Origin of the sequence: Actinopolymorpha sp. B9G3 (assembly GCF_040120725.1) — a bacterium.
In the GTDB taxonomy this organism is placed as follows: domain Bacteria; phylum Actinomycetota; class Actinomycetes; order Propionibacteriales; family Actinopolymorphaceae; genus Thermasporomyces.
The window spans coordinates 109,596-135,300 of the sequence record NZ_JBEEAB010000013.1; the positions used below are offsets into that span (position 1 = coordinate 109,596).

The following is a 25,705-nucleotide window of genomic DNA, read 5'->3' on the forward strand; positions in this document are numbered from 1 at the left end:
CCCCGGAACGCTCAGGCTCAGCCGGGCAGCAGTGGGCCGAACAGGTCGTCGAAGATGCTGCCTCCCGACGTGGGGGTTTCCTCGTCGTCGGGGGACGGCAGGATCGGTGGCACCTCGGACGGCAGCTCGGTCCGGCCCGGCGTCGGCGAATCGGTCGGGTTCGGTTTTGTGGGAGTGGGGCCTGGAGTCGGCGTCGCGGACGTACTCGGATCCGCTGTCGGCGCGGGCTGCGGCGCACCGGTGGGCAGCAGCGGCTCGGGTATCCCGCCAGGCAGCAGCCAGGGCAGCGACACGGTCCGCACGGGATCCGCAGGCAGTTCCAACGGCAACGACGCCGGCTGTGGCTGCTCAGCAGGGAGCGGCAACGGCAACGACGTCGGATTCGGGAGCGGTATCGCTAAGACCTCGGTTCCTTGGCCAGGTGCCGGTGGTCCCGGCAGGCCGACGCTGATGGTCGGGCCCGGCCGGGGGTCGATCGGCCACGGAAGTGGCAACTGCAACCAGTGTCGGTTGGCCCTGGTCGGTTCTGGAGCTGGCTCACCCGTTGCGGTGGAGCCAGGCTCCGTCGACGCTGTGGCGGTGTCGTCCGGCGTCGAGTCGGTGTCGCCGCCGGCGGTCCCGGTGTCGGTCGAACCTCCGCCGGCCGGCCTGCCGAGCACGCCGTCAGGATCATCCGCGCCGGGTTTGCACTGCGGGCAGAGCTCGAGCGCCCGCTGGTCGAGCTGGTCCAGGACAGCCAGCGCGTCGGAATATGCGGCACCGGCCTCAGCGGGTAGCGCCTCACGGATGAGTTCGAGCTGCGGCCGGGAGGCGGCCACGAACTCGCGGAGCCGGACGAGCGGCTCTGGGCTGTCGTTCAGCTGAGAGGCTTCGACCAGGAGGTTGCCGCCCTGGCGGGCGTCATGGGCGAAGTCGTCCAGGGTCGACTGGCTCAGTGCGAGGCGGTCGGTGTCGCCGGGGCGTACGGACTGGTCGGTGAGGCTGGAGATCTCGGTCAGCCGCGTGGTGGCCTGGCCGAGGTACTGCCGGCCGCGGGACTCGGAGTTGGTCGTGACCGCCGCCTCGCTCTGCTCCAGTCCGCGCTTGATGGTGTAGAGAAGCTCGCCCGGCAACGCACTTCGGGCGGCCGCCGCGGTTCCCACCATGCCCCCGGCCAGGGCGACCGATACGGCCACCGCCACCACCCGCAGGCGGGTGGGCGTGCGTACCGCAGACCGGGCGGCAGGGATGGGCAGGGCGTCCGGCATCGCATCCTGAGGGCGTTCGGCCGCCACGGCGAGCAGTCGGTCTCGCAATGAGGTACGAAAGCCCTCCGAAGGCTGGACTCCCGCCGGCCGCAACATCGCCACCAGCTCGAGGAGCGGGGCGACGTTGGGGTCATGAGAGCGCCTCGACCCCTCGACGAGGCGCGCGAATGCCTCAGCTCGCCGGCGAGTGGCCAGGAGAGAGGTCATCGGGGGTCTCCTCGGAGCAGAGGTTGAAGCGTTGAGAGGGCGATCTCAACACTTCGCACCTCAGACGTTCCGGACATCTCGCTCAACGAGCAGCGGCCTCGAGAGTTACGACCTGATACGCATCGTGTGCATATGTTCACAACCTGTTCTCGGTGGCCGGTCATCGGATGCCCTCGGGAAGCAGCTTGGCGAGGTTACGGACCGCACGCAGCTGGAGTTGTTTGACGGCGCCCTCGCTCTTGGCCAGCACCTGCGCGGTCTCCGCCACCGACAGCCCGTTGAGGAACCGCAGGACCAGACACTCCTGCTGGTCGGCACCCAGCTTCTTGAGCGCCTGGACGAGCGCTTCGTTGGTGAGTCGGGAGAGAACGTCGTCTTCGGGGCCGTCGGCGGCGGAGTCGTAGTCGAGGATCTCGCCGGTCGCGACCTCGAGCCGGAACCGCCCGGACTTGTAGTGGTCGGTGACGAGGTTGCGGGCGATCGTGACCAGCCAGGCGCCGAAGTCGCGGCCCTGCCAGCGGAAGGACGACAGAGCGCGCAGAGCCCGCAGGAAGGTCTCGCTGGTGAGGTCCTCGGCGAGCGCGTGGGTGCCGACGCGGTAGTAGATGTAGCGGTAGACGGTGGAGAGGTAGTGGTCGTAGAGCTGCCCGAACGCCTCCGCGTCGCCCTTCTTGGCGAGCTCGACGAGAGCGATCATCCGCGTGGTGTGGGCGTTCTCCTCCGCCTCGCGTGCACCCGCGTCACGTACGCCGGAACGCTGGAAAGCCAGCTGGCCCCGCCGGGTGCGCGCCTTCGCCGCCTCGCCATGGGAGGCCTGCAGCATCCAGCCGTGGTCGCCGGGGGCGTACGACGAGGAGGAGGATGCCCACCTGAGCGCGCTCGACCGACCTGCGGCGGACGAGCCCTCCGCGGCGGGGACGGGCACCGGGCGCAGGCCCGGGTCCAGCGTCTCTGCCAGCACCGTGCGGACGAGTGCGAGAAGCTCGGCGACACCCGCTCGATCGGCACGAGTCGGTCGTTCGGTGTGCGGCATCAGTGTGTGCTCCCGCCCCCCGAGCAGGGAAAGTTTCGGCCTACGCAGCGTTCGTTCAAACCCCCCACGAGCTCCGCTCGCCGGAACCCGTTCCTGCCACCACGCATCGTAGGGAAGTTCCGGCGTGACGGGAACATTCTGTAATGCACGATCACCCTCGGGAGGTAGTTCGGCGGTCTGGGCGGCTTCTTCCTCCCGTACGACGCACGCTGCCGCGTTTCAGTGCCGCCGCAGCCGCAGCGGCTCCGCCGATGGCGCCGGCGAGTGCGGCGGCGACGAGCCCGGCCCTGGCAGCGCGACGAGCCCTCCGGAAGTCCCGGATCCGCCAGCCGCGGGCGCGGGCGTGCTTTCGGAGTCGCCGGTCGGGGTTGATGGCGTACGGCGTGCCCACCAGCGACAGCATGGGCACGTCGTTGGCCGAGTCGGAGTACGCCGAGCAGCGGCTGAGGTCAAGGCCTTTCTCCTCGGCGAGCGCGCGGACCGCGTCGGCCTTGGCTGACCCGTGCATGAGGTCACCGACCAACCGGCCGGTGTAGAGACCGTCGACCGACTCCGCCACGGTGCCCAACGCGCCGGTCAGGCCGAGCCGGTCGGCGATGAGCTGCGCGATCTCTACCGGCGCGGCGGTCACCAGCCAGACCGGTTCGCCGTGGTCGAGGTGACGCTGGGCGAGTGCGGCCGTGCCGGGCCAGACCTTTGTCGCCAGTCCCTCGTCGAAGATCTCGGCGCCGAGCTCGAGAAGCTCCGCGACCGGCCACCCGGCGATGAACGCCAACGCCTGCTCGCGGACGCGCTGCATGTGGTCGGGATCCTCCGATCCCACGACCCGGAACCGCAGTTGTTGCCAGCCGGCGGTGAGGATCTCGCGGGTCGAGAAGAACCGGCGCGTGTGCAGTCCGCGGGCGAGATAGAACAGTGACGCCCCGCGCATCAACGTGTTGTCCACATCGAAGAACGCCGCGCCGGCAGGTGGCTCGTTCAGCGGCTGGACCAGTGCCTCGGAGCTGGATGACTCCGGTGATTTCGGTGACTCCGGTGACGTCGAGCCGGGTGACGTCGAGCCGGGTGACGTCGGGCTGGGTGACTGCGAACGAGGTGACTTCGAACGGGGTGACTTCGAACCGGGCGACGTGGACCCGGCTGACGTGGACCCGGCTGACGTGGACCTGCGTGTCTTGCCGGACCTGGCTGGCTTCGAACTGGGTGACTTGGACCCAGGTGGCTGCGAACCGGGCAGGTCTGTAGGGCCGGTGGACGAGGCGTTGCGCGCATCCTCCGCGGGCGTCATGTGGACTGAGCTTAGAGCGTCCGGCTCCGCGATGTCGGCCGGCTCCGCGTCGGCCGGCCACGGCGACGTCGGCGGTCCGGCGTCGGCGACGTCGGCCGTTCGGCCTCGGTCAGTCGCGGCGTCGCAGGTCCGGTCCGCCTCGGTCCGCCTCGGTCCGCCTCGGTCCGCCCGGCATGGTCCCGCACGGCCGTTCGATGTATGCCAGACTCGCCGACGTGGTATCGGAACGAGCCCACCGAGGCTGCCTGACAGCGGCGGTAACCATGTGGGAGCCCGCGAGTGGGGAAGTCCTGCCCGGCGAGGCGGCCGGGCACTTCACGACGGGGGCACGCCGGTGACCAACCTCGCCGCGCTGGTCCGGCAGTCTGCCGAAGCTCACCCCGATCGGGTCGCCCTCGTCTGCGGGGCCCGGCGGATGACCTGGGCCGAGCTCGACGCCGCCGTCGACGCTGCCGCGGCCGCGCTCACCGGCGCTGGTCTGGTCGCCGGGTTCCGGGTCGCGCTGGCCCTCGTCAATTCCGTGGAGTTCGTCTCCGCCTACTTCGGTGCGTTGAGGGCGGGCCTGGTCGCTGTCCCGATCGACCCGACCAGCGGCGCCGACGAGGTGTCCGCCGCGCTCACCTCGGTGCGAGCCCGCATGGTGCTGACCGACGCGACCAGCATCGCCGCCGTCCGCACAGCGGTGCGTGACCGCGATCCCGCCCACGACGCGGACCCGACGTTGGTGGTCCCAGTCGGTACCCCCGCCGAGGCGGGCGAGCGCCACTACGACGAGCTTCTCGCCTCCGCGTCGAGCGCGCCGGTCGTGCCGCCTGCAGACCCGGAGACCCTCGCCGTCGTGCTGTTCACGTCGGGTACGACCGGGGCGCCCCGGGCTGTCATGCTCACCCATCGCGCCCTACGCGCCAACCTCGACCAGATCGCCGCGATCGAACCGCCGCCGATGCGCCACGAGGACGTGGTTCTCGGACTGATGCCGCTCTGTCACGTCTACGGACTCAACGGCGTGCTCGGAATGGTGGCACATGCCGGAGCGACGCTCGTACTCGTCGACCGGTTCGATCCCGCGGCCACCCTCGACCTCATTGCCCAGGAGAAGATCACCCAGCTTCCGGTGGTGCCGCAGGTGCTGGCCAGCTGGGCCCGCCAGGAGGACCTGGCCGGACGACTCGCCGGCGTACGCCTGGTGGTGTCGGGCGCGGCGCCCCTTGCTCCGTCCGTACGCCATGACATCGAGGAAAGAACCCGGCTGGTCGTCCAGGAGGGCTACGGCCTGACGGAGGCGGCGCCGACGGTGACGAGCACGCTGTGTTCGGCCGGAGCCGGCGCTGCGGCCGGTGTGAAACCCGGGTCGGTCGGCGCCCCACTACCGGGAATCGAGCTGCGGATCGTCGACGACGCGGGCAACGACGTCGAGCCCGGCGAACCCGGCGAGATCCTGGTACGCGGTGACAACCTCTTCTCCGGCTACTGGCCCGACGGTGCCGGTGCACCGGGTGAGAAGGGCTGGTTCGCCACCGGTGACGTCGGCTATCTCGATCCCGATGGCGACCTCGTGCTGGTCGACCGGCTGAAGGAGCTCATCACCGTCTCCGGGTTCAGCGTCTATCCCCGCGAGGTCGAGGACGTCATCGTCGAACTCGACAGCGTCGCCGAGGCGGCCGTCGTCGGGATGCCCGACCCGTTGACCGGTGAGGCGGTGAAGGCGTATGTCGTGCCTCGGGTGGGCCGCCAGGTCACGCCGGAGGAGGTACTCACCTATTGCAACAGTCGGCTGGCGCGGTTCAAGCGGCCCAGCGTTGTCGCGGTGGTGGACGCGCTGCCGAGATCGGTGTCCGGCACCGTGGCGAAGGCGCGGCTGCGGTTCGTCCAGCCGGCTTCGGAACCCCCCGATCCGGAACGCCCCGATATGGGGGCGGAGGCAGCGGGTCCGGACGACGCCGCCCACGGGGGACCAGCGTCGGCTGAGGCCTGAGCACGGTCTCGACGCCGGTCGGCGGAACGGGGCGACCCCAGGCATGACCTGGCAGGCTGGAACGGGCGTCAGGTGGAACGGACGTCAGGTGGAACGGGCGTCAGGTGGAACGGGCGTCAGGTGGAACGGGCGTCAGGTGGAACGGGCGTCAGGTGGAACGGGCGTCAGGTGGAACGGTCTGCAGGCGGAACGGTCTGCAGGCGGAACGGTCTGCAGGCGGAGCGGGCGCCAGGCTGGGACGGGCGCCAGGCAGGAACAGGCGACGGCATGGAACGGACGACCTAGTGGCGAGAGTGACGCTCTATACCAAGGCGGGCTGTCACCTGTGCGACGATGCGCGGGCCACGATCGAGGCTGTGTGTGGCGATCTCGGTGTGGACTGGGCGGAGATCGACATCACCAGCGACGACGAGCTCTACCAGCGCTGGTGGGAGCAAATTCCCGTCACCCTCGTCGACGGCCGCCAGCACGACTTCTGGCGCGTCGACGAGGCCCGACTCCGCGCCGCACTCGCCTGACCTCGGCTGGGCTCGATCTCTGACGTCGGCTGGGCTCGGCCTCTGACCTTCGGCTGGCCTCGGCCTCTGACCTCGGCTTGGCCCGGCCTCTGTTGACCATGGTCGCGGCAGTCGTCGTTACGGAGGCCGGTTCATGATCAACAGGCAGAAATGGGGGCCTTCCGTCCCGGAAAACCCCCATTTCTGCCTCCTGATCATGAACCCATGCTCCTCGAGCATCAGGTAGCCCGCGCGCTCGATTTTGTTCGCACGTTCACAAAGTCCTAGGCTGGGCAGTGCAATCGGGCTGGCGCCGGCCGGGGCAGTCCCGATCCGCCGGGGCGTCGCCCCGTCGTCGCGGCGCCCGCCGACCACAGGAGTGAAGTGAGTTCGCCTCGTCCCCCTCGTCCACACGGCACCGGGGCCCGCCCGAGCCGTGGGATACCCGAGGCAACCGTCGCCCGGCTTCCGGTCTACCTGCGCGCCCTCACCGCACTCGCCGACCGTGGCATCGCGACCGCATCCAGCGAGGAGCTCGCCCGGGCCGCCGGCGTCAACTCCGCGAAGCTGCGCAAGGACCTTTCCTACCTGGGTTCGTACGGCACTCGCGGGGTGGGGTACGACGTGGAGTACCTCCGCTACCAGATCGCCCGCGAGATCGGGCTCACCCAGGACTGGCCGGTCGTGATCGTCGGGATCGGGAACCTCGGACACGCCCTCGCCAACTACTCAGGCTTCGCCTCCCGCGGATTCGGGATCGTCGGACTGCTCGACGCGGACCCCGCGCGGGTGGGAGAGCGGATCGGCGAGCACGTCGTCAAGGCGTACAACGAGCTGGAGTCGGTCGTCCAGGACTACGGCGTCGCGATCGGCGTGATCGCCACGCCGGCCACCGCGGCCCAGGAGGTGTGCGACCGGATGGTCGCGGCGGGGATCACGAGCGTGCTCAACTTCGCACCGACGGTGCTCACCGTCCCGCCCGGTGTGGACGTACGCAAGGTCGACCTGTCCACCGAGCTGCAGATCCTCGCCTACCACGAGCAACGCAAGGCCCTGTCGACGCCGGGACGCCTCGCGCGGATCGACGGCGTACCGCTGGACAACGGGCGGGCCCCCAGCCAGGGTGTGTCCGCTGCCGAACGCTCCACTCTGCCGACCGACGCAACGACCGGCCTCGCGGCAACCGGTAAACGTACGGGGGACAACGAACAACCGCCCGAGAACGAACTCTCTGCCGAGAGGGGACCCCTCATCCCATGAGCATCCTTGTCGTCGGCCTCTCCCACCGGAGCACACCCGTAGCCCTCCTGGAACGGGTGGTCCCGGCGCCGGAGCTGCTCGACAAGCTCCTCGCCGACGCGGTCGCGTGTCAGCACATCGCCGCGGCGGCGGTGCTGTCCACCTGCAACCGGATCGAGGTCTACGCCGAGGTCGAGCGGTTCCACGGTGGCGTGGAGGAGCTGGCGGAGCTCCTCGCCCGGCACGCGGACCTGTCGGCCGCTGACCTCACCCCCCACATGTACGTACGTTATGAGGACGGTGCGGTCAGCCACCTGTTCTCCGTCGTGTGCGGGCTGGACTCGATGGTGGTCGGCGAGACTCAGATCCTCGGCCAGGTGAAGGCCGCGCTGCGCTCCGCGCAGGATGCCGAGACGATCGGCTCGACCCTGAACACCGTCTTCCAGCACGCCCTCCGCGTGGGCAAGCGTGCGCAGACCGAGACCGACCTCGGCCGGGCGGGGCGGTCCGTGGTGACCGCGGCGCTCGACCAGGCCGCCCAGGTGCTCGCGGATCTCAGCCGGCGCCGGGCGCTGGTGGTCGGTGCCGGTTCGATGGCCGCGTTGGCGGCGACCACGCTCTATCGCGACTACGACGCTCGCGTCGTGGTCGCCAACCGTACCCCCGAACGCGCCCATCGGCTCGCCGGCAACGTCGCGGGCCAGGCGGTCGGCATGGGTGAGATCGCCGCCGAGCTCGCGGCCGCCGACATCGTGGTCTCCTGCACCGGAGCGGTGGGCACGGTGCTGCCCGCCGACGCGCTCCGCGCCGCACTCGCGGAGCGGCCGGGACGGCCTCTCGTCGTGTGCGACCTCGCGATGCCGCGTGACGTCGAGCCGGCCGTCGCCGACCTTCCCGGGGTGACACTCGTCGACCTGGCCGGCCTCGCCGGTACGCAGGCGGGAGCCGGAAGCCCCGTCGACGTCGATGCCGTACGCGCGATCGTCGCGGCCGAGGTCGCGGAGTTCGTCACGAACCGGCGCGCGACGGCGGTCACACCCACTGTCGTGGCGTTGCGGAGCATGGCCGCGGACGTGGTCGAGAGCGAGCTGCGGCGGCTGGCGCTGCGGATGCCCGACCTCGACGACACCGCGCGTTCCGAGGTCGCCTGGGCCGTACGCCGAGTGGTCGACAAGCTCCTGCACGTCCCGACGATCCGGGTGAAGGAACTCGCCGAGCGTACGGTCGAGACGTCCTACACCGAGGCGCTGCGGGAGCTCTTCGCCCTCGACTCCGCAGCCGTGGAGGCGTTCACCAGCGCGGAACCGGTCGAGCCGGCCGAGGTCGCCGAGATCCCCACGTCTGCTGAGGCCGCCACGCCCGCCGCGTCTGCCGGGACCACCGCGTCTGCCGGGACCACCGCGTCCCAGGACGAGGAGGGGACGCCATGACGGCTCTGCGGATCGGGACCCGGCGCAGTGCACTGGCGCTGGCGCAGACCCGCACGATCGCCGACGCGTTGGAGCGGACGGGTGTCGCCACGACGCTGGTCGAGGTCACCACTGACGGCGACCGCGATCGCACGAGTCTGCTCAGCCGGATCGGCGGTCAGGGTGTCTTCGTCGGCGCCCTGCGCGATGCCCTGCTGAGGGGCGAGATCGACGTCGCCGTCCATTCGCTGAAGGACCTGCCTACGCAGCCGATCGACGAGATCGCGATCGCCGCCGTACCCACCCGGGAAGACCCCCGGGACGCACTCGTCGCGCGCGACGGACTGACGCTCGCGACCCTGCCGCCTGGTGCCCGCGTCGGCACCGGCTCGCCGCGCCGGCTCGCGCTGCTCCGATCGAGCGGCAAGGATGACCTCGAGCTGGTGGAGATCCGGGGGAACGTCGACACCCGGATCGGCAAGGTACGTAGTGGCGAGCTCGACGCCGTCGTTCTCGCTCGCGCCGGTCTCACCCGGCTCGGCCGCGCCCACGAGATCACCGAAACGTTCGACCCGACCGAGTTCGTCCCGGCCCCCGGGCAGGGCGCACTCGCGGTCGAGTGCCGGAACGCCGACGAGGATGTGGTGCGCGTCCTCGCCGGTCTCGACGACCCGCGCACCCGGGCCGCGGTGACGGCCGAGCGCGCAGTGCTGGCAGCACTGGGTGCGGGCTGCAGCGCGCCCATGGGAGCATTCGCCGACACCATCGCCGGGGCGGACGGAGACAACCTCTCCCTCCACGCCGTCGTGGCGGCCGTCGACGGCTCCGCAACCGTCCGACTGTCCACATCGGGGCCTCGGGAAGAAGCGGAGGAGCTCGGGCGTGCCCTTGCGGCCGCTCTGCTCACCGAGGGTGCCAACCGTTTGATCGAGGAACGCGTCACGTGACCGCGAAGAAGCAGACCACAAAGAAAACTCAGAGGGCCCAGGGGGTCGATCCGGTGGGCAAGCAGGGCCAGGGCTCGGTGTCGTTCGTAGGTGTCGGGCCGGGTGATCCGGCGCTCGTCACTGGCCGGGCCAAGGAGCTGCTCGGGCGGGCGGATGTCGTCGCTGGTGAGCTGGAAGCGCTTGACGCGCTTGTCACGGCTCATGTCAGCTCCGACGCCGAACGCATCGAGCTGACCGAGCACGCCGTGACTCCGGCGGAGGCCGGCCGCGTGCTGGCCAAACACGCCAAGGACGGCAAGCACGTCGTACGCATGTACGCCGGTGACCCGTTTCTCGACGGGCACGCGGCCGAGCACGTGGCGGCGTTCGTACGCCATCATGTGCCGTTCGAGGTGACGCCGGGCCTGCCGATCGCGACTGCCGTACCCACCTATGCGGGCACGCCGCTCACGACGGCGAAGGTCCGGGAGGCACGGGTCGTCGACGTCACGGCCGGCGAGCCGGACTGGGAGCTGTTCGCGGAGGGCTCGGCGACATTGGTCCTCACCGGAGTCACCGAGGGACTCAAGGACATCGCCGGGCTGCTGATGAAAGCCGGCCGCGACGCGTCGACGCCGGTGTCGGTGACGACGAGCGGTACGACGACGGACCAGCGGACCGTCGAGGCGACCCTGGAGACCCTCGCGTCAGAGGTGAAGGCGTCCCGGTTGGTCGGTCCGTTCGTCATGGTGGTTGGCTCGGCGGTGGCGCTTCGCGACAAGCTGTCGTGGTTCGAGACGAAGCCGCTGTTCGGGTGGCGGGTGCTGGTGCCGCGCACACGCGAGCAGGCCGGCGTGTTGTCGAAGCTGCTCCGCCAGTACGGCGCGGTGCCCGAGGAAGTGCCGACCATCTCCGTGGAGCCGCCGCGCAATCCGCAGCAGCTCGACCGCGCCATCACCGGACTCGTCACGGGTCGCTACCAGTGGGTGGCGTTCACGTCGGTCAACGCCGTCCGCGCGGTGCGGGAGAAGTTCGAGGAGTACGGCCTGGACGCCCGGGCGTTCGCCGGCCTGAAGATCGCCGCGGTGGGGGACAAGACCGCCGAGTCGATCCAGGCGTGGGGCATCAAGCCCGACCTGGTGCCGACTGGCGAGCACTCAGCCCGTGGGCTGGTCGAGGAGTGGCCGCCCTACGACCGGGTGCTCGACCCGATCAACCGGGTCTTCCTGCCGCGGGCCGACATCGCGACCGAGACGTTGGTCGCGGGCCTGGTCGAGCTGGGCTGGGAAGTCGACGACGTGACGGCGTACCGGACTGTGCGTGCGGCGCCTCCGCCGGCACCGATCCGGGAGGCGATCAAGACCGGGAAGTTCGACGCGGTGGCGTTCACGTCGAGCTCGACGGTACGCAACCTGGTCGGCATCGCCGGCAAGCCGCACGCCACCACGGTGATCGCGGCGATCGGCGCGCAGACCGCGGCGACGGCCGGCGAACACGGCCTCCGGGTCGATGTGAAGCCGGAACAGCCGTCGATCGAGGCTCTGGCCGAGGCGCTTGCGGAGTTCGGTGCCGCGCGCCGAGCGGCGCAGATCGAGGCCGGTGACCCGGTGACGAAGCCGTCCGAGCGCAAGTCCGGAGCCCGCCGGCGGCCCAAGTAGCGCACGTAGCGGCGCGGCTCGGCGCGACCCGGCGCGTCCCGGCCCGGCCCGGCTCGGCTCGGACGAAGACGAGCAGAGCTTGTCTGGGCCGGGACAACGCGCCCGCTATCGCCGCAAATGACCACGCTGCCCATGCCTGTGGAACCCGGGCGCGGTGTCGATGCCTCTCCGGTTGCCACAGGCATGGGCCGCGTGGTCATTTGCGGGCCGACGTCTGACACATTGGACGAAACAGACGGGCGCTAGCCTCGTAGGTATGGGATTCCCCGAGATCCGTCCGCGGCGGCTTCGTACGACCCCCGCGATGCGTCGGCTGGTCGCCGAGACCGACGTCGATCCGCGGTCGCTGATCCTGCCGCTCTTCGTCCGTGAGGGTGCGGTCGAACCGATGCCGATCCCGTCGATGCCGGGCGTCGTTCAACACACGCTCGACACTCTGCGCAAGACCGCCGTCGAGGCGGTCGAAGCCGGCGTCGGTGGGCTGATGCTGTTCGCCGTTCCCGAACGCAAGGACGCCATCGGCAGCGGCGCGACCGACCCGAGCGGCATCCTCAACGTCGCGATCCGCGAGCTCGCAGCCGAGGTGGGTGGCGCCACCGTCGTGATGGCCGACCTCTGCCTCGATGAGTTCACCGACCACGGCCACTGCGGGGTGCTCACGCCGGACGGTCAGGTCGACAACGACGCCACCCTCGAACGCTACGCCGAGATGGCTCTTGCCCAGGCCGCCGCCGGGGTCCACCTGGTGGGTCCGAGCGGCATGATGGACGGCCAGGTCGGCGCGATCCGTTCTGCTCTCGACGACGCCGGCCACACAGACGTCGGCGTGCTGGCCTACACCGCGAAGTACGCCTCGGCGTTCTTCGGCCCGTTCCGCGATGCCGTCGAGTCGAGCCTGGAGGGTGACCGCAAGACCTACCAGCAGGATCCGGCCAACGCCGTCGAGGCGTTGCGCGAGGCCGCGCTCGATGTCGCCGAGGGCGCCGACATGCTGATCGTCAAGCCGGCGTTGGGATACCTCGACGTCGTACGCCGGGTGAAGGACGCGGTGCAGGTTCCGGTCGCTGCATACAACGTCTCCGGCGAATACTCCATGGTCGAGGCGGCGGCCGCCCAGGGCTGGATCGAGCGGGAGCGGGCGATCCTCGAGATCCTCACCTCGATCCGGCGCGCCGGCGCCGACGTCGTGCTGACGTACTGGGCCGTCGAGGCCGCCCGCCTGCTGCGTCGGGTGTAGTGGGCCGATGGCGCAGGGCATGCCCGAGCGGCTCGTCCGGGCGTACTTTGACGGTTGGCTCGCCGCCGACCGCGACGCGATTCTCGCCACCCTCCACCCCGCGTGCGTGGTGATCGAGTCGTACGGGCCTGTCTACCGTGGCATCGACCAGGTGGCCCGGTGGATCGATGGGTGGCTCGCCCCCGGCAACCGGGTCACCCGGTGGGACATCACTGCGCTCGACGCCACGAGCGACGCCTGTTTCGCCGAGTGGGACTTCCAGTGCCGCTACGACGGTGAGCTCGGCGGCTTCGAGGGCGCCACCGTCGCCCGCCGGAGCGGCGACAAGCTCGCGTATCTGAGGGAGTACGCCATCACGGCGCCCCGCTATGACTGGCAGGGGTAGCCGGTCGGCGCCCCGAGAATGACCACGCTGCCCATGCGTGTGGACCTTCGAAAGGTGTCGACACCTGTTCCGGCTCCTACAGGCGTACTCAGCGTGGTCATTCTCCGCGGCTGCACCGGGAAGAGCCGGGAAGAGCCGTGAAGCCGAGCTGACGCCGCTCCGCCGACGTGGAGTGGATCCGCACGGGTGACGTGCGAGGAGCCGGTGCGGCTGCATGGACAAGTTTGGTGCGGCTGATCGGACGGGGCCGGTTGCGGTTGACGCGAACGGGCTAGGTGCGGTTGACGCGGAGGAGTCCTACCCCGGACATGGAGGGGCCGCCACGGCGCCCGGTCGGGGGGGAGGTAACCAGGCGCCGCGGCGGCCGAGGAGGCCCGGCGCGCCCGGGGGGGTGAGGGCGCCGAGCCAGTCGCGGGACCGCGGCCGTGTGGCCTTACGGACTACGAAAGGCGTTTTTGGGTGTGGTCGAGCTCGTCGACGAATTCGAGGTTGACATAGGTCGATCCGTCATCGAGACGATAGCGGCTGGTGGGCCGACAACGTAATACGGCCGCACGCTGCACCGCCGGTGCCCTTCAGCGGTCCCCCGTGTCATCCTGACCTCCCGTAGCTCACGACTCACCATACGTCGCGGCCACGCCTCTTTGAACCCCGAACCCATCGCCGATTCAACGACGGGAACGGCGAGTGGTTACGGCCGAGATCACATACGGGTCGACGCCCTTGTCGGCGAAATTTTCGGAGGAGAGACAATGACGCGGTGACCGAGCCTCGTACCCCTGTCCCGGGCGCCACCGCCCCAGCTGAAACCCCAGCTCAGACCGCACAGGAGCCGCTCACGTCGCGGTCGTTGTTCGAGCGCGCACAGGCAGTCACGCCCGGGGGTGTCAACTCCCCGGTGCGCGCGTTTCGGGCCGTCGGCGGCACCCCGAGGTTCATCACCCGGGCGTACGGCCCCTATCTGGTGGATGCCGACGGGCGTGAGTACGTCGACCTCGTGGGCTCGTGGGGGCCGATGATTCTCGGCCACGCACACCCGGAGGTGGTCGAGGCGGTGACCGCGGCTGTGGCTGCCGGCACGTCGTACGGCACGCCGACCGTGCCCGAGGTGGAACTCGCGGAGGAGATCGTGAGTCGTACGCCGGTCGAGTCGGTGCGGTTCGTGTCCTCAGGAACCGAGGCCACCATGTCGGCGATCCGGTTGGCGCGAGGCGTGACGAACCGCACCAAGATCGTGAAGTTCGCGGGCTGCTACCACGGCCATGTCGACGCACTCCTCGCTTCGGCGGGTTCGGGTGTCGCGACCTTCGGCCTCCCTGACACACCCGGTGTCACGCAGGCGCAGGCCGCGGACACCGTCGTCGTTCCGTACAACGACCGTGCGGCCGTGCGTGCGGTGTTCGCCGAGCACGGCGACGAGATCGCGGCCCTCATCACCGAGGCGGCGCCGGGCAACATGGGAGCGGTTCCACCCGAGGAAGGCTTCAATGCCTTCCTCGCCGAGACCTGCCGCGGACACGGGGCCCTGTTCATCTCCGACGAGGTGATGACGGGCTTCCGGGTCAGCCGGTCCGGTTGGTACGGAATCGACGGTGTGACACCCGACCTGATGACGTTCGGAAAGGTCATGGGTGGTGGCTTCCCGGCCGCGGCGTTCGGCGGCAGGGCGGACTACATGGCGCAGTTGGCGCCGGCCGGCCCGATCTACCAGGCGGGCACGCTGTCCGGCAACCCGGTGGCGACGACGGCCGGTCTCACCACGCTCCGGCTCGCGACCCCTGACGTCTACACCCGGCTGGACGACACCGCCGCCGCCGTGGGCGAGATCGTCGGCACCGCCCTTGCCAAGGAAGGCGTTCCGCACCTCGTGCAGTACGCCGGAAATCTCTTCAGTGTCTTCTTCGTCGACCCGGACGAGTTGCCCCGGGTGCGCAACTTCGCGGAGGTCCGCAGCCAGGCGGCGTACCGGTTCCCCGCGTTCTTCCACGCGATGCTCGAGGGTGGCGTCCATCTGCCGCCGAGTGTCTTCGAGGCGTGGTTCGTGAGCGCCGCGCACGACGCCACCGCTCTCGACCGGATCGCGGCCGCGGCACCGGTGGCCGCCCGCGCGGCGGCGGCTGCCCAAGCCCCTGAGAAGTAGCTGGACCAGCCAGCTTGAGAAGTAAGAGCCGACCGAGAACCAGCTGTCCGAGGAACCACGAGCCGACCAAGAAGAACGGGTGGGAGCGCCGGTGACGCCACCACGTACGCTCGTCCATGTGCTGCGGCATGGCGAGGTGGACAATCCAGGCAAGGTTCTCTACGGCCGGTTGCCGGGCTACCGGCTGTCCGAACTGGGCCGGAAGATGGCCAAGCGGGTGGCCGACACGCTCGCCGGCAGAGACGTCGTACATCTCCGGTCGTCTCCGCTGGAACGCGCGCAGGAGACGACCGAGCCGCTGGCCGCGGAGTTCGGGCTGCCCGTCACGGTTGACGATCGGCTGATCGAGGCGGCCAACGTCTTCGAGGGCCGGACGTTCGGCGTCGGTGACGGCTCGTTGCGCCGACCGTCGTCCTGGCGGCATTTGCGCAATCCGTTCCAGCCGTCGTGGGGCGAACCGTACCGCGCGATCGTCGTACGCATGCTGGGTGCGTTGGGCGATGCCCGGCGGGCGGCGGAAGGGCATGAAGCGGTGCTGGTCTCCCACCAGCTGCCGATCTGGACACTGCGGTCTTATGTCGAGGGACGCCGGCTCTGGCACGATCCTCGCAAGCGTCAATGCACCCTTGCCAGTCTCACGACCTTCACCTATGACGCAGATCGGCTTGTGTCCGTTGACTATTCCGAGCCGGCGGCCGACCTGTTGCCAGTGACCGCCACGCCGCGGAAGTTCGTCGCGGGGGCATGAGAGTGTTGCGTTACCCAGCCCGCGTCCGCACGGCCTTGCTCCGGCTGTGCCCCTCACGGAAGGCAATCGGTCCGGCGGTGCCTGTCCTGGCCCGGATCGTCGCCGCGGCCATCGGGCTGGTTCTGCTGGTGGGCTGCACAGGTGGCGGGAGTGACGACGGCACCGGTGGCGGTTCCGCAAACGCCAACGCCCGGTTCGTCTCCGGCAGTGGGACGGTCACCACCATCCCGCCGGCAGAGCGTCAACCCGCGCCTGCCCTCGCCGGAAAGACCCTGTCCGGCAAGCGGATCAGCCTCGCCGACTTCGACGGCAAGGTCGTCGTGCTCAACGTCTGGGGCTCGTGGTGCGCGCCGTGCCGGAAGGAGGCGCCGGATCTCGTGGCGGCGGCGAGGACGCTGAAGCCCACCGGCGTGGAGTTCCTGGGCGTCAACACCCGCGACAACGACCCGGGACCGGCGCGTGCGTTCGTGCGGACGTTCAAGGTGACGTATCCGAGCGTCTACGACCCGAACGGCGAACAGCTGTTGGGGTTCCGTGAGACGTTGCCACCCAGCGCGATCCCGTCGACGCTCGTGATCGACCGTCAAGGCCGGGTTGCGGCCCGCGTCCTCGGCACCCTCAGCCAGCGGACCCTGGAACAGCTCGCCACCGATGTCGAGGAGTCCGGGTGAATCCCGCCACCGTCGTTTCCGTCGGGGCTTCCGGGTTCAGTATGGGACCAGTGGCCGGGTCGGTAGGTGACGGCTTCGCCAACGTCGCGATGAACGGCTCGCTCATGCTGGCGATCCCGGTGGCGCTGCTTGCCGGGTTGGTGTCGTTCCTCTCCCCGTGCGTGTTGCCGTTGGTGCCGGGCTACCTGTCCTATGTCACCGGTCTCTCCGGCGCCGACCTCGCCTCAGGTGCGCGCGGACGGATGGCAACTGGGGCGCTGCTCTTCGTTGCTGGGTTCGCGATCGTGTTCGTGTCGGCGGGTGCGTTGTTCGGAGCGTTGGGGACGTTCCTGGCCGGCAACGCCGGTGTGCTGACGGCGGTGCTCGGTGTGGTCACGATCGTGCTCGGGTTGGCCTTCCTGGGGCTCGTCCCTTGGCTGCAGCGGGACTGGCGAGTCCATGGTGTGCCAGCCGTCGGGCTCGGCGCGGCACCCTTGCTGGGCGTGCTGTTCGGCCTGGGATGGACGCCGTGTATCGGGCCGACGCTCGGTGTCGTCGCGACGCTGGCGGTCAACGAGGCGACCGCCGGCAGGGGTGCCTTGCTCATGGCTGCGTACGCGGCCGGGCTCGGGGTGCCGTTCGTCCTGGTGGCCGTGGGGTTCCGCCGGTTGCTCGGTGGACTGTCGTTCGTCCGCCGGCACCATGTCTGGGTGACCCGCGCCGGCGGTGCGTTGCTCGTCGTCGTCGGACTGCTGATGGTCACCGGGGCCTGGAACGGCGTGATCGGGCCGATGCGGCAGTGGATCAGCGACTTCTCGACGGTGCTGTGAGGTTGGCCCGTGGAGGATGCGGCCATGCGTGGGACGGAGCGGAGGTGAGGCGCGGATGACGCAGACGCAGGTGCGAGACGAGACGGCGCGCAATGACGCTCCGCCGCCGCTGCGTCCCTTCGAGCTGTCCCGGTGGGCATGGCGGCAGCTGACGTCCATGCGTACCGCCTTGTTGTTGCTCTTCCTGCTGGCGCTCGGGTCGATACCGGGCTCGATCATCCCGCAGCGGCAGGTGAACCCGGTCGCGGTCGCGGACTTCGTGCGTGCCAACCCCGGACTGTCCCGATGGTACGAACGCTTCGAGCTGTTCGACGTCTTCGGGTCGGCGTGGTTCGCCGCGATCTATCTTCTGCTGTTGGTGTCGTTGCTGGGATGCGTGATCCCGCGGGCAGCGCTGCACTGGCGGGTGGTGCGGTCGCGACCGCCGGGGGCTCCGCGCCATCTCGACCGGCTGCCGGAGCATCGCAGCTGGACAACCAGCGGGGCGCCCGACGACGTGCTCGCCGCAGCCGCGAAGGAGCTTCGTGGGTTGCGCTATCGCGTCGACCGCGGCGCCGACTCGGTGGCGGCCGAGCGAGGGTACCTGCGCGAAGTGGGCAACCTGGTCTTCCACGTCGCGATCGTGGTGGTCCTGGTCGGTGTCGCGGTCGGCAGTCTCTTCGGCTTCCGCGGGACCGCACTGGTGGTGGTCGGAAACGGTTTTGCCAACACGGTGACGCAGTACGACGGCTACCAGAGTGGCGGACTCTTCCGGGACAACCAGCTGCCGCCGTTCGCTCTGACCGTCGACGACTTCCGGGTGCGCTTCGAGACGCGGGGCGAACAGCGCGGCTCGGTCCGGGCGTTCAACGCCGCCCTCACCTACACCGAGCGGCCGGGGGCGCCGAAGCAGTCGTACGACCTGAGTGTCAACCATCCGTTGCGGGTCGACGGTGCACAGATTCACCTGATCGGGCACGGCTACGCACCGCGGTTCACCGTGCGCGACGGTAACGGCGAGGTGGCGTTCTCCGGCCCGGTGCCGTTCCTGCCGCAGGACGGGCGGTTCACCTCGACCGGGGTCGTGAAGGTGCCCGACGCCCGGCCCGAGCAGCTCGGCTTCCAGGGCTTCTTCCTTCCGACGGCGGTGGTGGACCCGCAACGCGGCCCGGTGTCGGCGTTCCCGGATGCGCTGCGGCCGTCGGTGTTCCTCACGGCGTACAGGGGAGACCTCGGACTGGACTCTGGCGTGCCGCAGTCGGTCTATCGGCTCGAGACCAGGACGTTGACGCAGTTCCGGTCGGCGCCCGGTGAGCCCTTCCGGCTGGCGCTGACGCCCGGCGAGCGGGCGGAGCTGCCGGATGGGGCGGGCAGCATCACGTTCGACGGGTACGCCCGCTGGGTCAACCTGCAGGTCAGCCGTAACCCCGGCGAGCCGGTCGCGCTGGTGGGCGCGGTGCTCGCCCTCGGCGGCTTGCTACTATCCCTTGTAGTACGTCGCCGCCGGGTCTGGGTCCGGTTGACCGAGGACGGCGGGCGTACGGTGGTCGCGGTCGCCGGGCTGGATCGAGCCGAACCAGGCCTGGGGTCGCGCGGAGCCGGCGCTGCCGGTGCGGGGGGCGACGGCGCGGACGGTCGAAGGGCCGTCAGCGACGGCGGCGCCGACAGTGGGGGCACCGCCAGCGACCTCGCGATCGAGATCGACAAGCTCGCCGCCGGACTTCAGGCTCGCGCGGCACCGGTCAGGGAGGAGCAGGAGTGAGCGCGCTCGCTGCTTTGTCGGACAACCTCGTCCACTCGGCGACAGTCGTCCTCGCGCTGGCGATGGTGGCGCACGCGGCGGAGTGGGCGTTCCTTCGCGAACGCCGTACGGCACCGGACGCCGCGACCAGCCGCTCCGGGGCAAAGCGCCGCGCGGCCGAGTCCTCGGGCGCCGCCCTCGCGACGGAGACCGACGCCAGGGGCGGCGACACCGTTGTTGCGGTGCTCGAACGCCCGGACGCTGGTCGCTCTGGCGAGGGTCCTGGTCCCGCTCACGCCGGTCCCGCCGACACCGGTCCCGCTCACGCTCATGCTGGCGGTGGAGACGGAGCGGCGGGCGCTCAGTCGCTCCGTACGGCGATGTTCCACCGGATCGGCCTCGCGCTCACCATCCTCGGCACGATCCTGCTGGGTGGGGGCGTGGTGTCGCGCGGCGTGGCGGCGGAGCGGGTTCCGTGGAGCAACCTGTACGAGTTCGCGATCACCGGCAGCCTGGTCATCGCCGTCACCTACCTCGTGACGCTGCGGCGGCTCCGGATCGGGTTCCTCGCCCTTCCGCTGGTGGGGTTCCTCCTGGTCGTGCTCGGCATCGCCATCACCGTTCTCTACCTCCCGGTCTCGGGCCTCATCCCCGCGCTCCAGTCGTACTGGCTGGTCATCCACGTCTCCGCGGCGATCACCGCGACCGGCGTACTCACCCTCGGCGCGGTGGCGAGTGTGCTGCAGATCGTCAAGGCCAGGCAGGAACGCAGGGGAGGGGGCGGCTATGTCGCGCAGCTTCCCCCGGCGGCCACGATCGAGCGGACGGCGTACCGTCTGAACGCCTTCGCGTTCCCGGTCTGGACGTTCGCCCTCATCGCCGGCGCCATCTGGGCCGCCGCGGCGTGGGGACGCTACTGGGGCTGGGACCCCAAGGAAACCTGGATGTTCATCACCTGGGTCTGCTACGCCGCCTACCTGCACGCCCGGTCGACGGCCGGCTGGCGGAGCCGCGCGTCGTGGATCGCGCTCGTGGCGTACGCCGCCCTGCTCTTCAACCTGATCGGCGTCAACTTCCTGATCAGCGGCTTCCACTCCTACACAGGCAAGTAGCGGTTCGCATCGCCGTCGCCGTCGCCGTCGCCGTCGCCGTTGCTGGCGCGGGGGGAGCGGACGCGGCCGACGCTACGTCTTTCCACCCGCGAACGCAGGGTAGAGCGGGAGCGGATCGACGACCTGCCAGGCACGCCGGGCGGCGGCACGGGCTGGATCGGCGAGGCGGCTGCGCAGGGCCGCAAGCTCCGGTTGACGGTCCGCCGCGTCGGCGAGTTCGGCCAACCGCTGCAGGAAGATCTGCCGGCGCGAGCCGAAGGTGAAGTCGTACGCATCCCAGTGGGACCGGTCGGCGCCGGTGGGTTCCAGGGCGGCCTCGAGATGCCAACTGGCGTTGAGCAGCGCCCAGAACGCCGCGCACGCGTTGAGGGCGGTGTGGAAGTCGGCGTCGGAGGTCGCCCGCCCACCCGCCGCCAGCCGGTCGCGGTAGCGCTGCACGAGGTCCTCGGCGAGGTCCGGCAGGAGCCGTCGTACGCACCAGCAGGTCGGCATCGTCGTGCGCAGGTAGGCCACGTCGAGCAGGGCGTGCCGGGCGTCGGCGAACTCCACGTCGAACAACCGCAGCCTGCCGTGCTCGTCGACCCGGTTGTTGTCGGGGCAGCAGTCGTTGAGGCTGAACGCCCGCCACGGTCCCGGATCGTCCAGGATCGCGTCGATCCACGCGACCGCCGCGGCGACGTCGCCGTCGAGGTCGATGGTCGGATCGAGGGTGCCGAGTGGTGTCGTCAAATCGCCGAGGCACTTGGCCGCCGAGAAGCCGTGATGCGCCGGGGCCGTTGTGCCGAGGCGGGCGCGGAGGTCGTCGTAGGCCTCGGTGCGTCCGAAGGTCGCCAGGTGGACCTCCGCCAGCGCGTCGACATATCCGTCCAGTCCGGCACGCGCCTGCTCGGCCGAGGTCCCCAGCAGGAGGTTGGCGAGGCTCGGCCCGGCGCCGAGGTCCTCCATCACCACGAAACCCAGCGCGGCATCACCGCCGTAGAACGCGGGTACGGCCGTGCACGGCGTGGGCAGGGACGACAGGAACTCCAGGCCGGCCCATTCGTTCCACAGTCTTGCTGCCGGGCCGTAGGGATCCGCGTCGTCCTTGTCGAACTCGTCGTTGTCACCGCGGTGGGCCATCTTCACGACGGCGCTGGCGAGCGGCGATCCGTCGTCGAGCAGAACCCGGGCGACGAACGCATGGCCGTCATGGTTGAGGATCTGCTGGCCGACCACCGCGGCGGTTTTGCCGACATGTCGGCTGAGAAGCTCGGCGGCGCGGGTGCACACCTTCTCCGGAAGGGTCGGCCGCGCGACATGCTCGCCAGTCATCCGGTGAGAGTAGAGCGCCCGACCCGAGGTGTCACCTGTGATCCGTGGTCAGCCCGCCGGGTCGCTCGGGTCGCTCCTGTCCTCGCGAGGGTCCAGGTCGCGCTCGCGGCGTTCGAGATCGGCCTGCCACTGCCGCAGGCGTTCGTCCTCGGCCTCGAGGCGGCGTTCCTTGAGGCGGCTGAGGAACTCGGGATTGTCATCGGGCGCGACCATGGTCGGCGACGTCGGCCGCGACTGCGAGCCCGCCCGTGGTCGGCCGGCGAGGAGCCAGCCGAGCGGACCGAGGAAGGGTACGCAGACGATGACAAGCGCCCAGAGCGGGCGCGGCATGGTGCGCACGTCCTCGCGGCGGCTCTGCACCAGGTCGACCAGGCAGAAGACCACCAGGACGATGGCGACCAGGACCGGCAGCACTCGGGGCACCCGGAACCCTCCTCACATGCGGCGTACGACAAAGCCTGCGCACGAGCGTAGCCGCCATCCCGCGGTGGGGTGAACCTGTCCAGCGCGCCGCCCTGCGGCGCGGCCGGTAGCGTCACGACATGGGCGAAAGACAGGATTTGGTGGGGCTTGCCGAGGTTCGTGCCGCCGCCGAGCGGATCGATGGCAGGGTCGTCCGGACCCCCCTGGTGCCGGCGCCCTGGGCCGACCGCGACCCCACCCGGCCGCTCTGGCTGAAGCCGGAGAACCTCCAGGTCATCGGGGCGTTCAAGATCCGCGGCGCGCTCAACGCGGTCGGCACGCTTGCCGAGGCGGAGCGGGCGCGGGGGATCGTCACGCACTCGTCGGGCAACCACGCCCAGGCGGTGGCGATGGCGGCGCGGCTCTTCGGGGCCAGGGCGTACGTCGTCATGCCCGACACCAGTCCGCCGGTCAAGGTCGCAGCGACCCGGGCGCTCGGCGGAGAGGTGATCCTCGTGCCCCCCGCCGAGCGGGAGTCACGGGTGGCGGAGCTGGTGGCCGCGCACGGGTATGCGTACGTTCCCCCGTTCGACGATCCGCGGATCATCGCCGGGCAGGCCACGATCGGGCTGGAGATCATGGCGGACCTGCCCGAGGTCGCCACGGTGCTCGTGCCGGTCGGTGGCGGTGGTCTCGTGTCCGGCATAGCGACCGCGGTCAAGGCGCTCCGGCCGGACGCGCGAGTCGTGGCGTGCGAACCTGAGCTGGCCGGCGACCTGGCCGAGAGCATGCGGGTGGGCGAGCGGCGGACATGGCCGGTCGAACGTACGTACCGGACGATCGCCGACGCACTCCGCGTCTGCGTCGGTGAGCTCGCCTGGGAGCACGTCCGCGCGCGGGTCGACGGTGTGCTCACGGTGTCCGACGACGCGATCAGGGCGGCGGTCGGCGCCCTGGCGGTGCGGTCCCGGCTGGTCGCGGAACCAGGTGGTGCGGTGGCCACCGCGGCCTACCTCGCGCATGCCGCGGATCTGCCGGCCGGCCCGGTTGTCGCGGTCGTGTCGGGAGGCAACATCGAACCGAGTCTGCTCGCGGAGCTGGTCGGCGCCGTGGGTACCGGCTGATCGCCGGCCCGGGACCTCGGTGGACCGGGGATCGGCGCCGGCCGCGGTGCGCCTGTGGAACGGGGCCCTCAGCGGGCGCGATGAGCGGCTGACGTACGCTGCGACTGTCGTGCGTACCTTCCTCGTCTACACACTTCTCCGGCTCGCCATCTTCGCGGCGTGCTTCGGGATCCTCTACCTGCTCTTCGGCAGCGAGACCTCACCGTGGTTGGTCGCGCTTCCGGCCCTGCTGTTCACGTCCGGATTGTCCTGGTTGCTGCTGCGACGGCAGGGAGTCGAGGCGGGGCGGGCGCTCTCCGGCGGGATCCGTTCGGTGCGGGGACGCATCGATGCCGCCACCCGCAAGGAAGACATCGACTGAGCCCGTCTCGAAGCGCCGCGCGGGATCAGCGGGAGCGGTCGACGGCGCCGAGGAGTCGGCGGGTGAGGGCGTCGCGGTCGGAGAGAAGTTCGTCGCAGGCGGTTCGCATGCGGTACGCAGGTCCGCACCTTTTGGAGGTGCCGCGCCACTTCGATCCCGTCCATGCGGCGGCTGGTCGAGGTCGGTCGGCTGGGTGATCTCGCCGGAGGTGAGGTCGACGCCTAAGAGGTTCGTCCGGTTGCCACGGTCGGAGCCGAAGAGCAGCTTCCGCCCGTCGTCGTACCACCCCGGGTTGGTGAAGTAGGGGTGATGGCTGTGGCCCTTGTGGTGGGTGAGCTGGCGCACCTCGACGCCGGTCTCGTTGTCGGTGAACGTCCGCCATTCGGCCGGGAAGGTGTCGCCGCGTGCCACCGGAGCTCCCATCGCTCGAGGGGGTCGGGTCGCATTCCTACGCTCGTGCGTACGAAAGCCGCCGCCTTCATCCTCGGCTGCGGGCGGACGAATCGGGCGAGGGCTTTCCGGAAGCGGCCCGGAGCACCTGGGCTCGACGGATTGGCGGGGTGGCGACGGGTTGGCGGGTTGGCGGAGTGGCGACGGCGTGGCTGACGCGCCGCAGGCATGCTCAGCGTGGTCATTTGCTGGAGTCCCGGCGGGCACCGGCCCCGGGGTTAGCCTGCTGACATGTCATGTTTCGGCGTACGGACGGCGAAACGCCCGACGCCCGACCGCGCCTGGGTCGCCGAGGCGATCCGCCGGGTAGAGGCCGACGCCAACCGCAGCGCCGACACGCACCTCCACGTGTTCCCGCTGCCGCCGGAGTGGGGCATCGAGCTCTATCTCAAGGACGAGTCGGTCCATCCCACCGGCAGCCTCAAGCACCGGCTGGCGCGGTCACTGTTCCTCTACGCGCTCGCGAGCGGCTGGATCGGGGAGGGGACGACCGTCATCGAGGCGTCGAGCGGCTCGACCGCCGTGAGCGAGGCGTACTTCGCCCGCCTTCTGGGGCTGCCGTTCGTGGCGGTGATGCCGGCGTGGACGAGCCCGGAGAAGATCGCCCTGATCGAGTTCCAGGGTGGGCGCTGCCACCTGATCGACGACCCGCGCGGGATCGACGCCGAGTCGCGCCGGCTCGCCGACGAGTGCGGTGGCCACTTCATGGACCAGTTCACCTACGCCGAACGCGCCACCGACTGGCGGGGCAACAACAACATCGCCGAGAGCATCTTCGAGCAGCTGAGCGCGGAACCGCACCCCATCCCTCGGTGGATCGTCGTCGGGGCGGGCACGGGTGGCACGAGCGCGACGATCGGGCGGTACGTGCGGTATCGCCGCTACGCCACCCAGGTCTGCGTCGTCGACCCGGACGGCTCGGCGTTCTTCCGCGGCTGGTGTGAGGACGACCCGTCGTGCACGGCGGAGGGGTCGCGGATCGAGGGGATCGGGCGGCCGCGAGTGGAATCCTCGTTCGTGGCCGATGTGGTGGACACGATGATGCGGGTACCCGACGCGGCGTCGCTTGCGGCGATGCGGTATCTCGCGGCGGTGACGGGGCGGCGGGCGGGCGGGTCGACGGGCACGAACCTGTGGGGCGCGCTGGCGCTGGTCGCGCGGATGCTCCGGGACGGGGACCGCGGCAGTGTGGTGACGCTGATCTGCGACGGCGGGGACCGCTACGCGCACACGTACTACGACGACTCGTGGGTGGCGCGGCAGGGCCTCGACCTCGAGCCGTACGCCAAGGTCTTGGAGAGGTTCGGCGCCACGGGCGAGTGGATGACGCCGTAGGCGATGTGCCGTGCGGGTTGGGTAGCTGTGCGGGTCGGGTAGCTGTGCGGGTGGGCTCTCCGGTGGGCGGGCAGGGGCAGCTGTGCGTCGCCGGGGGCGGGTTGCGGCGCCGAGGTCTCCCAGACGCTCCGCTCCGGTGTCCCCACCGCCGGTTATCCCGGCGCTCCTCGGGGTACCGATCGTTTATGAACGACAATCCCCGTCACGACCCCGAAGGCACCGACAGGTGGACGAAGGAGGACGCGACCCCCGGCGAGGATCCGCGCGAGATCGACCGCGAACAGATCAATCCGGAGTACGTTCGCCGCCTCCAGGAGCATCGGGCCGTCACCCACGCCGACGAGGAGACCGACGCTGCGGACGAGATGGGGACCAGCGCGACCACTCACGACCCGACGGAGCGCGACTGAGCCTGCATCGT

22 protein-coding genes and 1 pseudogene are annotated in these 25,705 nt (G+C 70.4%); 18 read left to right on the plus strand and 5 right to left on the minus strand.

The genetic code is table 11. The features are described 5' to 3' along the window. Positions 1-17: 17 nt before the first annotated feature. From ABNF93_RS22090 to ABNF93_RS22100, 3 genes are all read right to left on the minus strand, one after another. Entirely contained in the window at positions 18-1,454 is a 1,437-nt protein-coding gene (locus ABNF93_RS22090) for a DUF5667 domain-containing protein (protein WP_349330039.1), read from the minus strand. Between the two features lie 160 nt (positions 1,455-1,614). Beyond that, the gene (locus ABNF93_RS22095; RefSeq protein WP_349330040.1) at positions 1,615-2,487 is read right to left on the minus strand and encodes an ECF subfamily RNA polymerase sigma factor, BldN family; all 873 of its coding nucleotides are present in this window, start codon (positions 2,485-2,487) and stop codon (positions 1,615-1,617) included. Positions 2,488-2,638: 151 nt separating this feature from the next. Then, on the minus strand, positions 2,639-3,775 hold the full coding sequence (locus tag ABNF93_RS22100) for an HAD-IB family hydrolase (RefSeq protein WP_349330041.1): 1,137 nt from the start codon (positions 3,773-3,775) through the stop codon (positions 2,639-2,641). A gap of 265 nt (positions 3,776-4,040) precedes the next feature. Between ABNF93_RS22100 and ABNF93_RS22105 the strand changes: the two genes are divergently transcribed. The 14 genes and pseudogenes from ABNF93_RS22105 (at position 4,041) to ccsB (ending at position 20,301) form a co-directional block, all read left to right on the plus strand. Then, positions 4,041-5,750: an AMP-binding protein gene (locus tag ABNF93_RS22105; RefSeq protein WP_349330042.1), complete on the plus strand. Its 1,710-nt coding sequence runs from the start codon at positions 4,041-4,043 to the stop codon at positions 5,748-5,750. A gap of 284 nt (positions 5,751-6,034) precedes the next feature. Further along, positions 6,035-6,268 (plus strand): glutaredoxin family protein, encoded by a 234-nt coding sequence (locus tag ABNF93_RS22110; RefSeq protein WP_349330043.1) that lies wholly within the window; start codon positions 6,035-6,037, stop codon positions 6,266-6,268. 363 nt (positions 6,269-6,631) lie between these two features. Further along, positions 6,632-7,309 (plus strand): annotated as a pseudogene (locus tag ABNF93_RS22115) (redox-sensing transcriptional repressor Rex); the annotation flags it as partial. A gap of 194 nt (positions 7,310-7,503) precedes the next feature. Continuing rightward, positions 7,504-8,916: a glutamyl-tRNA reductase gene (locus ABNF93_RS22120; RefSeq protein ID WP_349330044.1), complete on the plus strand. Its 1,413-nt coding sequence runs from the start codon at positions 7,504-7,506 to the stop codon at positions 8,914-8,916. Further along, positions 8,913-9,842: a hydroxymethylbilane synthase gene (gene hemC, locus ABNF93_RS22125; protein WP_349330045.1), complete on the plus strand. Its 930-nt coding sequence runs from the start codon at positions 8,913-8,915 to the stop codon at positions 9,840-9,842. The genes ABNF93_RS22120 and hemC overlap by 4 nt, the downstream gene beginning before the upstream one ends. Continuing rightward, a complete protein-coding gene (locus ABNF93_RS22130) occupies positions 9,839-11,479 on the plus strand; it encodes a bifunctional uroporphyrinogen-III C-methyltransferase/uroporphyrinogen-III synthase (protein WP_502877603.1) in 1,641 nt (546 codons plus the stop codon). Before hemC ends, ABNF93_RS22130 begins: the two co-directional genes overlap by 4 nt. A 256-nt stretch (positions 11,480-11,735) precedes the next feature. Further along, positions 11,736-12,716 (plus strand): porphobilinogen synthase, encoded by a 981-nt coding sequence (hemB, locus tag ABNF93_RS22135; protein WP_349330046.1) that lies wholly within the window; start codon positions 11,736-11,738, stop codon positions 12,714-12,716. 7 nt (positions 12,717-12,723) lie between these two features. Then, positions 12,724-13,101, plus strand: coding sequence for a nuclear transport factor 2 family protein (locus ABNF93_RS22140; RefSeq protein ID WP_349330047.1), 378 nt, complete (start codon positions 12,724-12,726; stop codon positions 13,099-13,101). Positions 13,102-13,951: 850 nt separating this feature from the next. After that, a complete protein-coding gene (hemL, locus tag ABNF93_RS22145; protein WP_349330119.1) occupies positions 13,952-15,241 on the plus strand; it encodes a glutamate-1-semialdehyde 2,1-aminomutase in 1,290 nt (429 codons plus the stop codon). Between the two features lie 91 nt (positions 15,242-15,332). Then, a complete protein-coding gene (locus ABNF93_RS22150; protein ID WP_349330048.1) occupies positions 15,333-15,989 on the plus strand; it encodes a histidine phosphatase family protein in 657 nt (218 codons plus the stop codon). An 86-nt stretch (positions 15,990-16,075) separates the two neighbouring features. Beyond that, positions 16,076-16,660: a TlpA disulfide reductase family protein gene (locus tag ABNF93_RS22155; RefSeq protein ID WP_502877606.1), complete on the plus strand. Its 585-nt coding sequence runs from the start codon at positions 16,076-16,078 to the stop codon at positions 16,658-16,660. 89 nt (positions 16,661-16,749) lie between these two features. After that, positions 16,750-17,469 carry a cytochrome c biogenesis CcdA family protein gene (locus ABNF93_RS22160; protein WP_502877607.1) on the plus strand — a complete coding sequence of 240 codons (720 nt, stop codon included), beginning with the start codon at positions 16,750-16,752 and terminating at the stop codon, positions 17,467-17,469. 55 nt (positions 17,470-17,524) lie between these two features. Continuing rightward, complete coding sequence (resB, locus tag ABNF93_RS22165; RefSeq protein WP_349330050.1) at positions 17,525-19,210, plus strand: cytochrome c biogenesis protein ResB; 1,686 nt, start codon at positions 17,525-17,527, stop codon at positions 19,208-19,210. Further along, positions 19,207-20,301, plus strand: a complete 1,095-nt coding sequence (gene ccsB, locus ABNF93_RS22170; RefSeq protein ID WP_349330051.1) for a c-type cytochrome biogenesis protein CcsB — start codon at positions 19,207-19,209, stop codon at positions 20,299-20,301. Before resB ends, ccsB begins: the two co-directional genes overlap by 4 nt. Positions 20,302-20,373: 72 nt before the next feature. Here ccsB and ABNF93_RS22175 read toward each other — a convergent pair whose 3' ends face one another. Both ABNF93_RS22175 and ABNF93_RS22180 read right to left on the minus strand, forming a co-directional pair. Next, on the minus strand, positions 20,374-21,612 hold the full coding sequence (locus ABNF93_RS22175) for a phosphotransferase family protein (protein WP_349330052.1): 1,239 nt from the start codon (positions 21,610-21,612) through the stop codon (positions 20,374-20,376). Positions 21,613-21,660: 48 nt separating this feature from the next. Next, positions 21,661-22,035 carry a PLD nuclease N-terminal domain-containing protein gene (locus tag ABNF93_RS22180; RefSeq protein WP_349330053.1) on the minus strand — a complete coding sequence of 125 codons (375 nt, stop codon included), beginning with the start codon at positions 22,033-22,035 and terminating at the stop codon, positions 21,661-21,663. A gap of 119 nt (positions 22,036-22,154) precedes the next feature. Here ABNF93_RS22180 and ABNF93_RS22185 point away from each other — a divergent pair, with 119 nt between their 5' ends. From ABNF93_RS22185 to ABNF93_RS22200, 4 genes are all read left to right on the plus strand, one after another. Then, complete coding sequence (locus ABNF93_RS22185) at positions 22,155-23,138, plus strand: threonine ammonia-lyase (protein WP_349330054.1); 984 nt, start codon at positions 22,155-22,157, stop codon at positions 23,136-23,138. Between the two features lie 109 nt (positions 23,139-23,247). After that, positions 23,248-23,499 (plus strand): DUF4229 domain-containing protein, encoded by a 252-nt coding sequence (locus ABNF93_RS22190; RefSeq protein ID WP_349330055.1) that lies wholly within the window; start codon positions 23,248-23,250, stop codon positions 23,497-23,499. A gap of 681 nt (positions 23,500-24,180) precedes the next feature. Then, the gene (gene cds1 / locus ABNF93_RS22195) at positions 24,181-25,284 is read left to right on the plus strand and encodes an L-cysteine desulfhydrase Cds1 (RefSeq protein ID WP_349330056.1); all 1,104 of its coding nucleotides are present in this window, start codon (positions 24,181-24,183) and stop codon (positions 25,282-25,284) included. A gap of 185 nt (positions 25,285-25,469) precedes the next feature. Continuing rightward, the gene (locus ABNF93_RS22200; RefSeq protein ID WP_349330057.1) at positions 25,470-25,694 is read left to right on the plus strand and encodes a hypothetical protein; all 225 of its coding nucleotides are present in this window, start codon (positions 25,470-25,472) and stop codon (positions 25,692-25,694) included. Positions 25,695-25,705 lie beyond the last annotated feature (11 nt).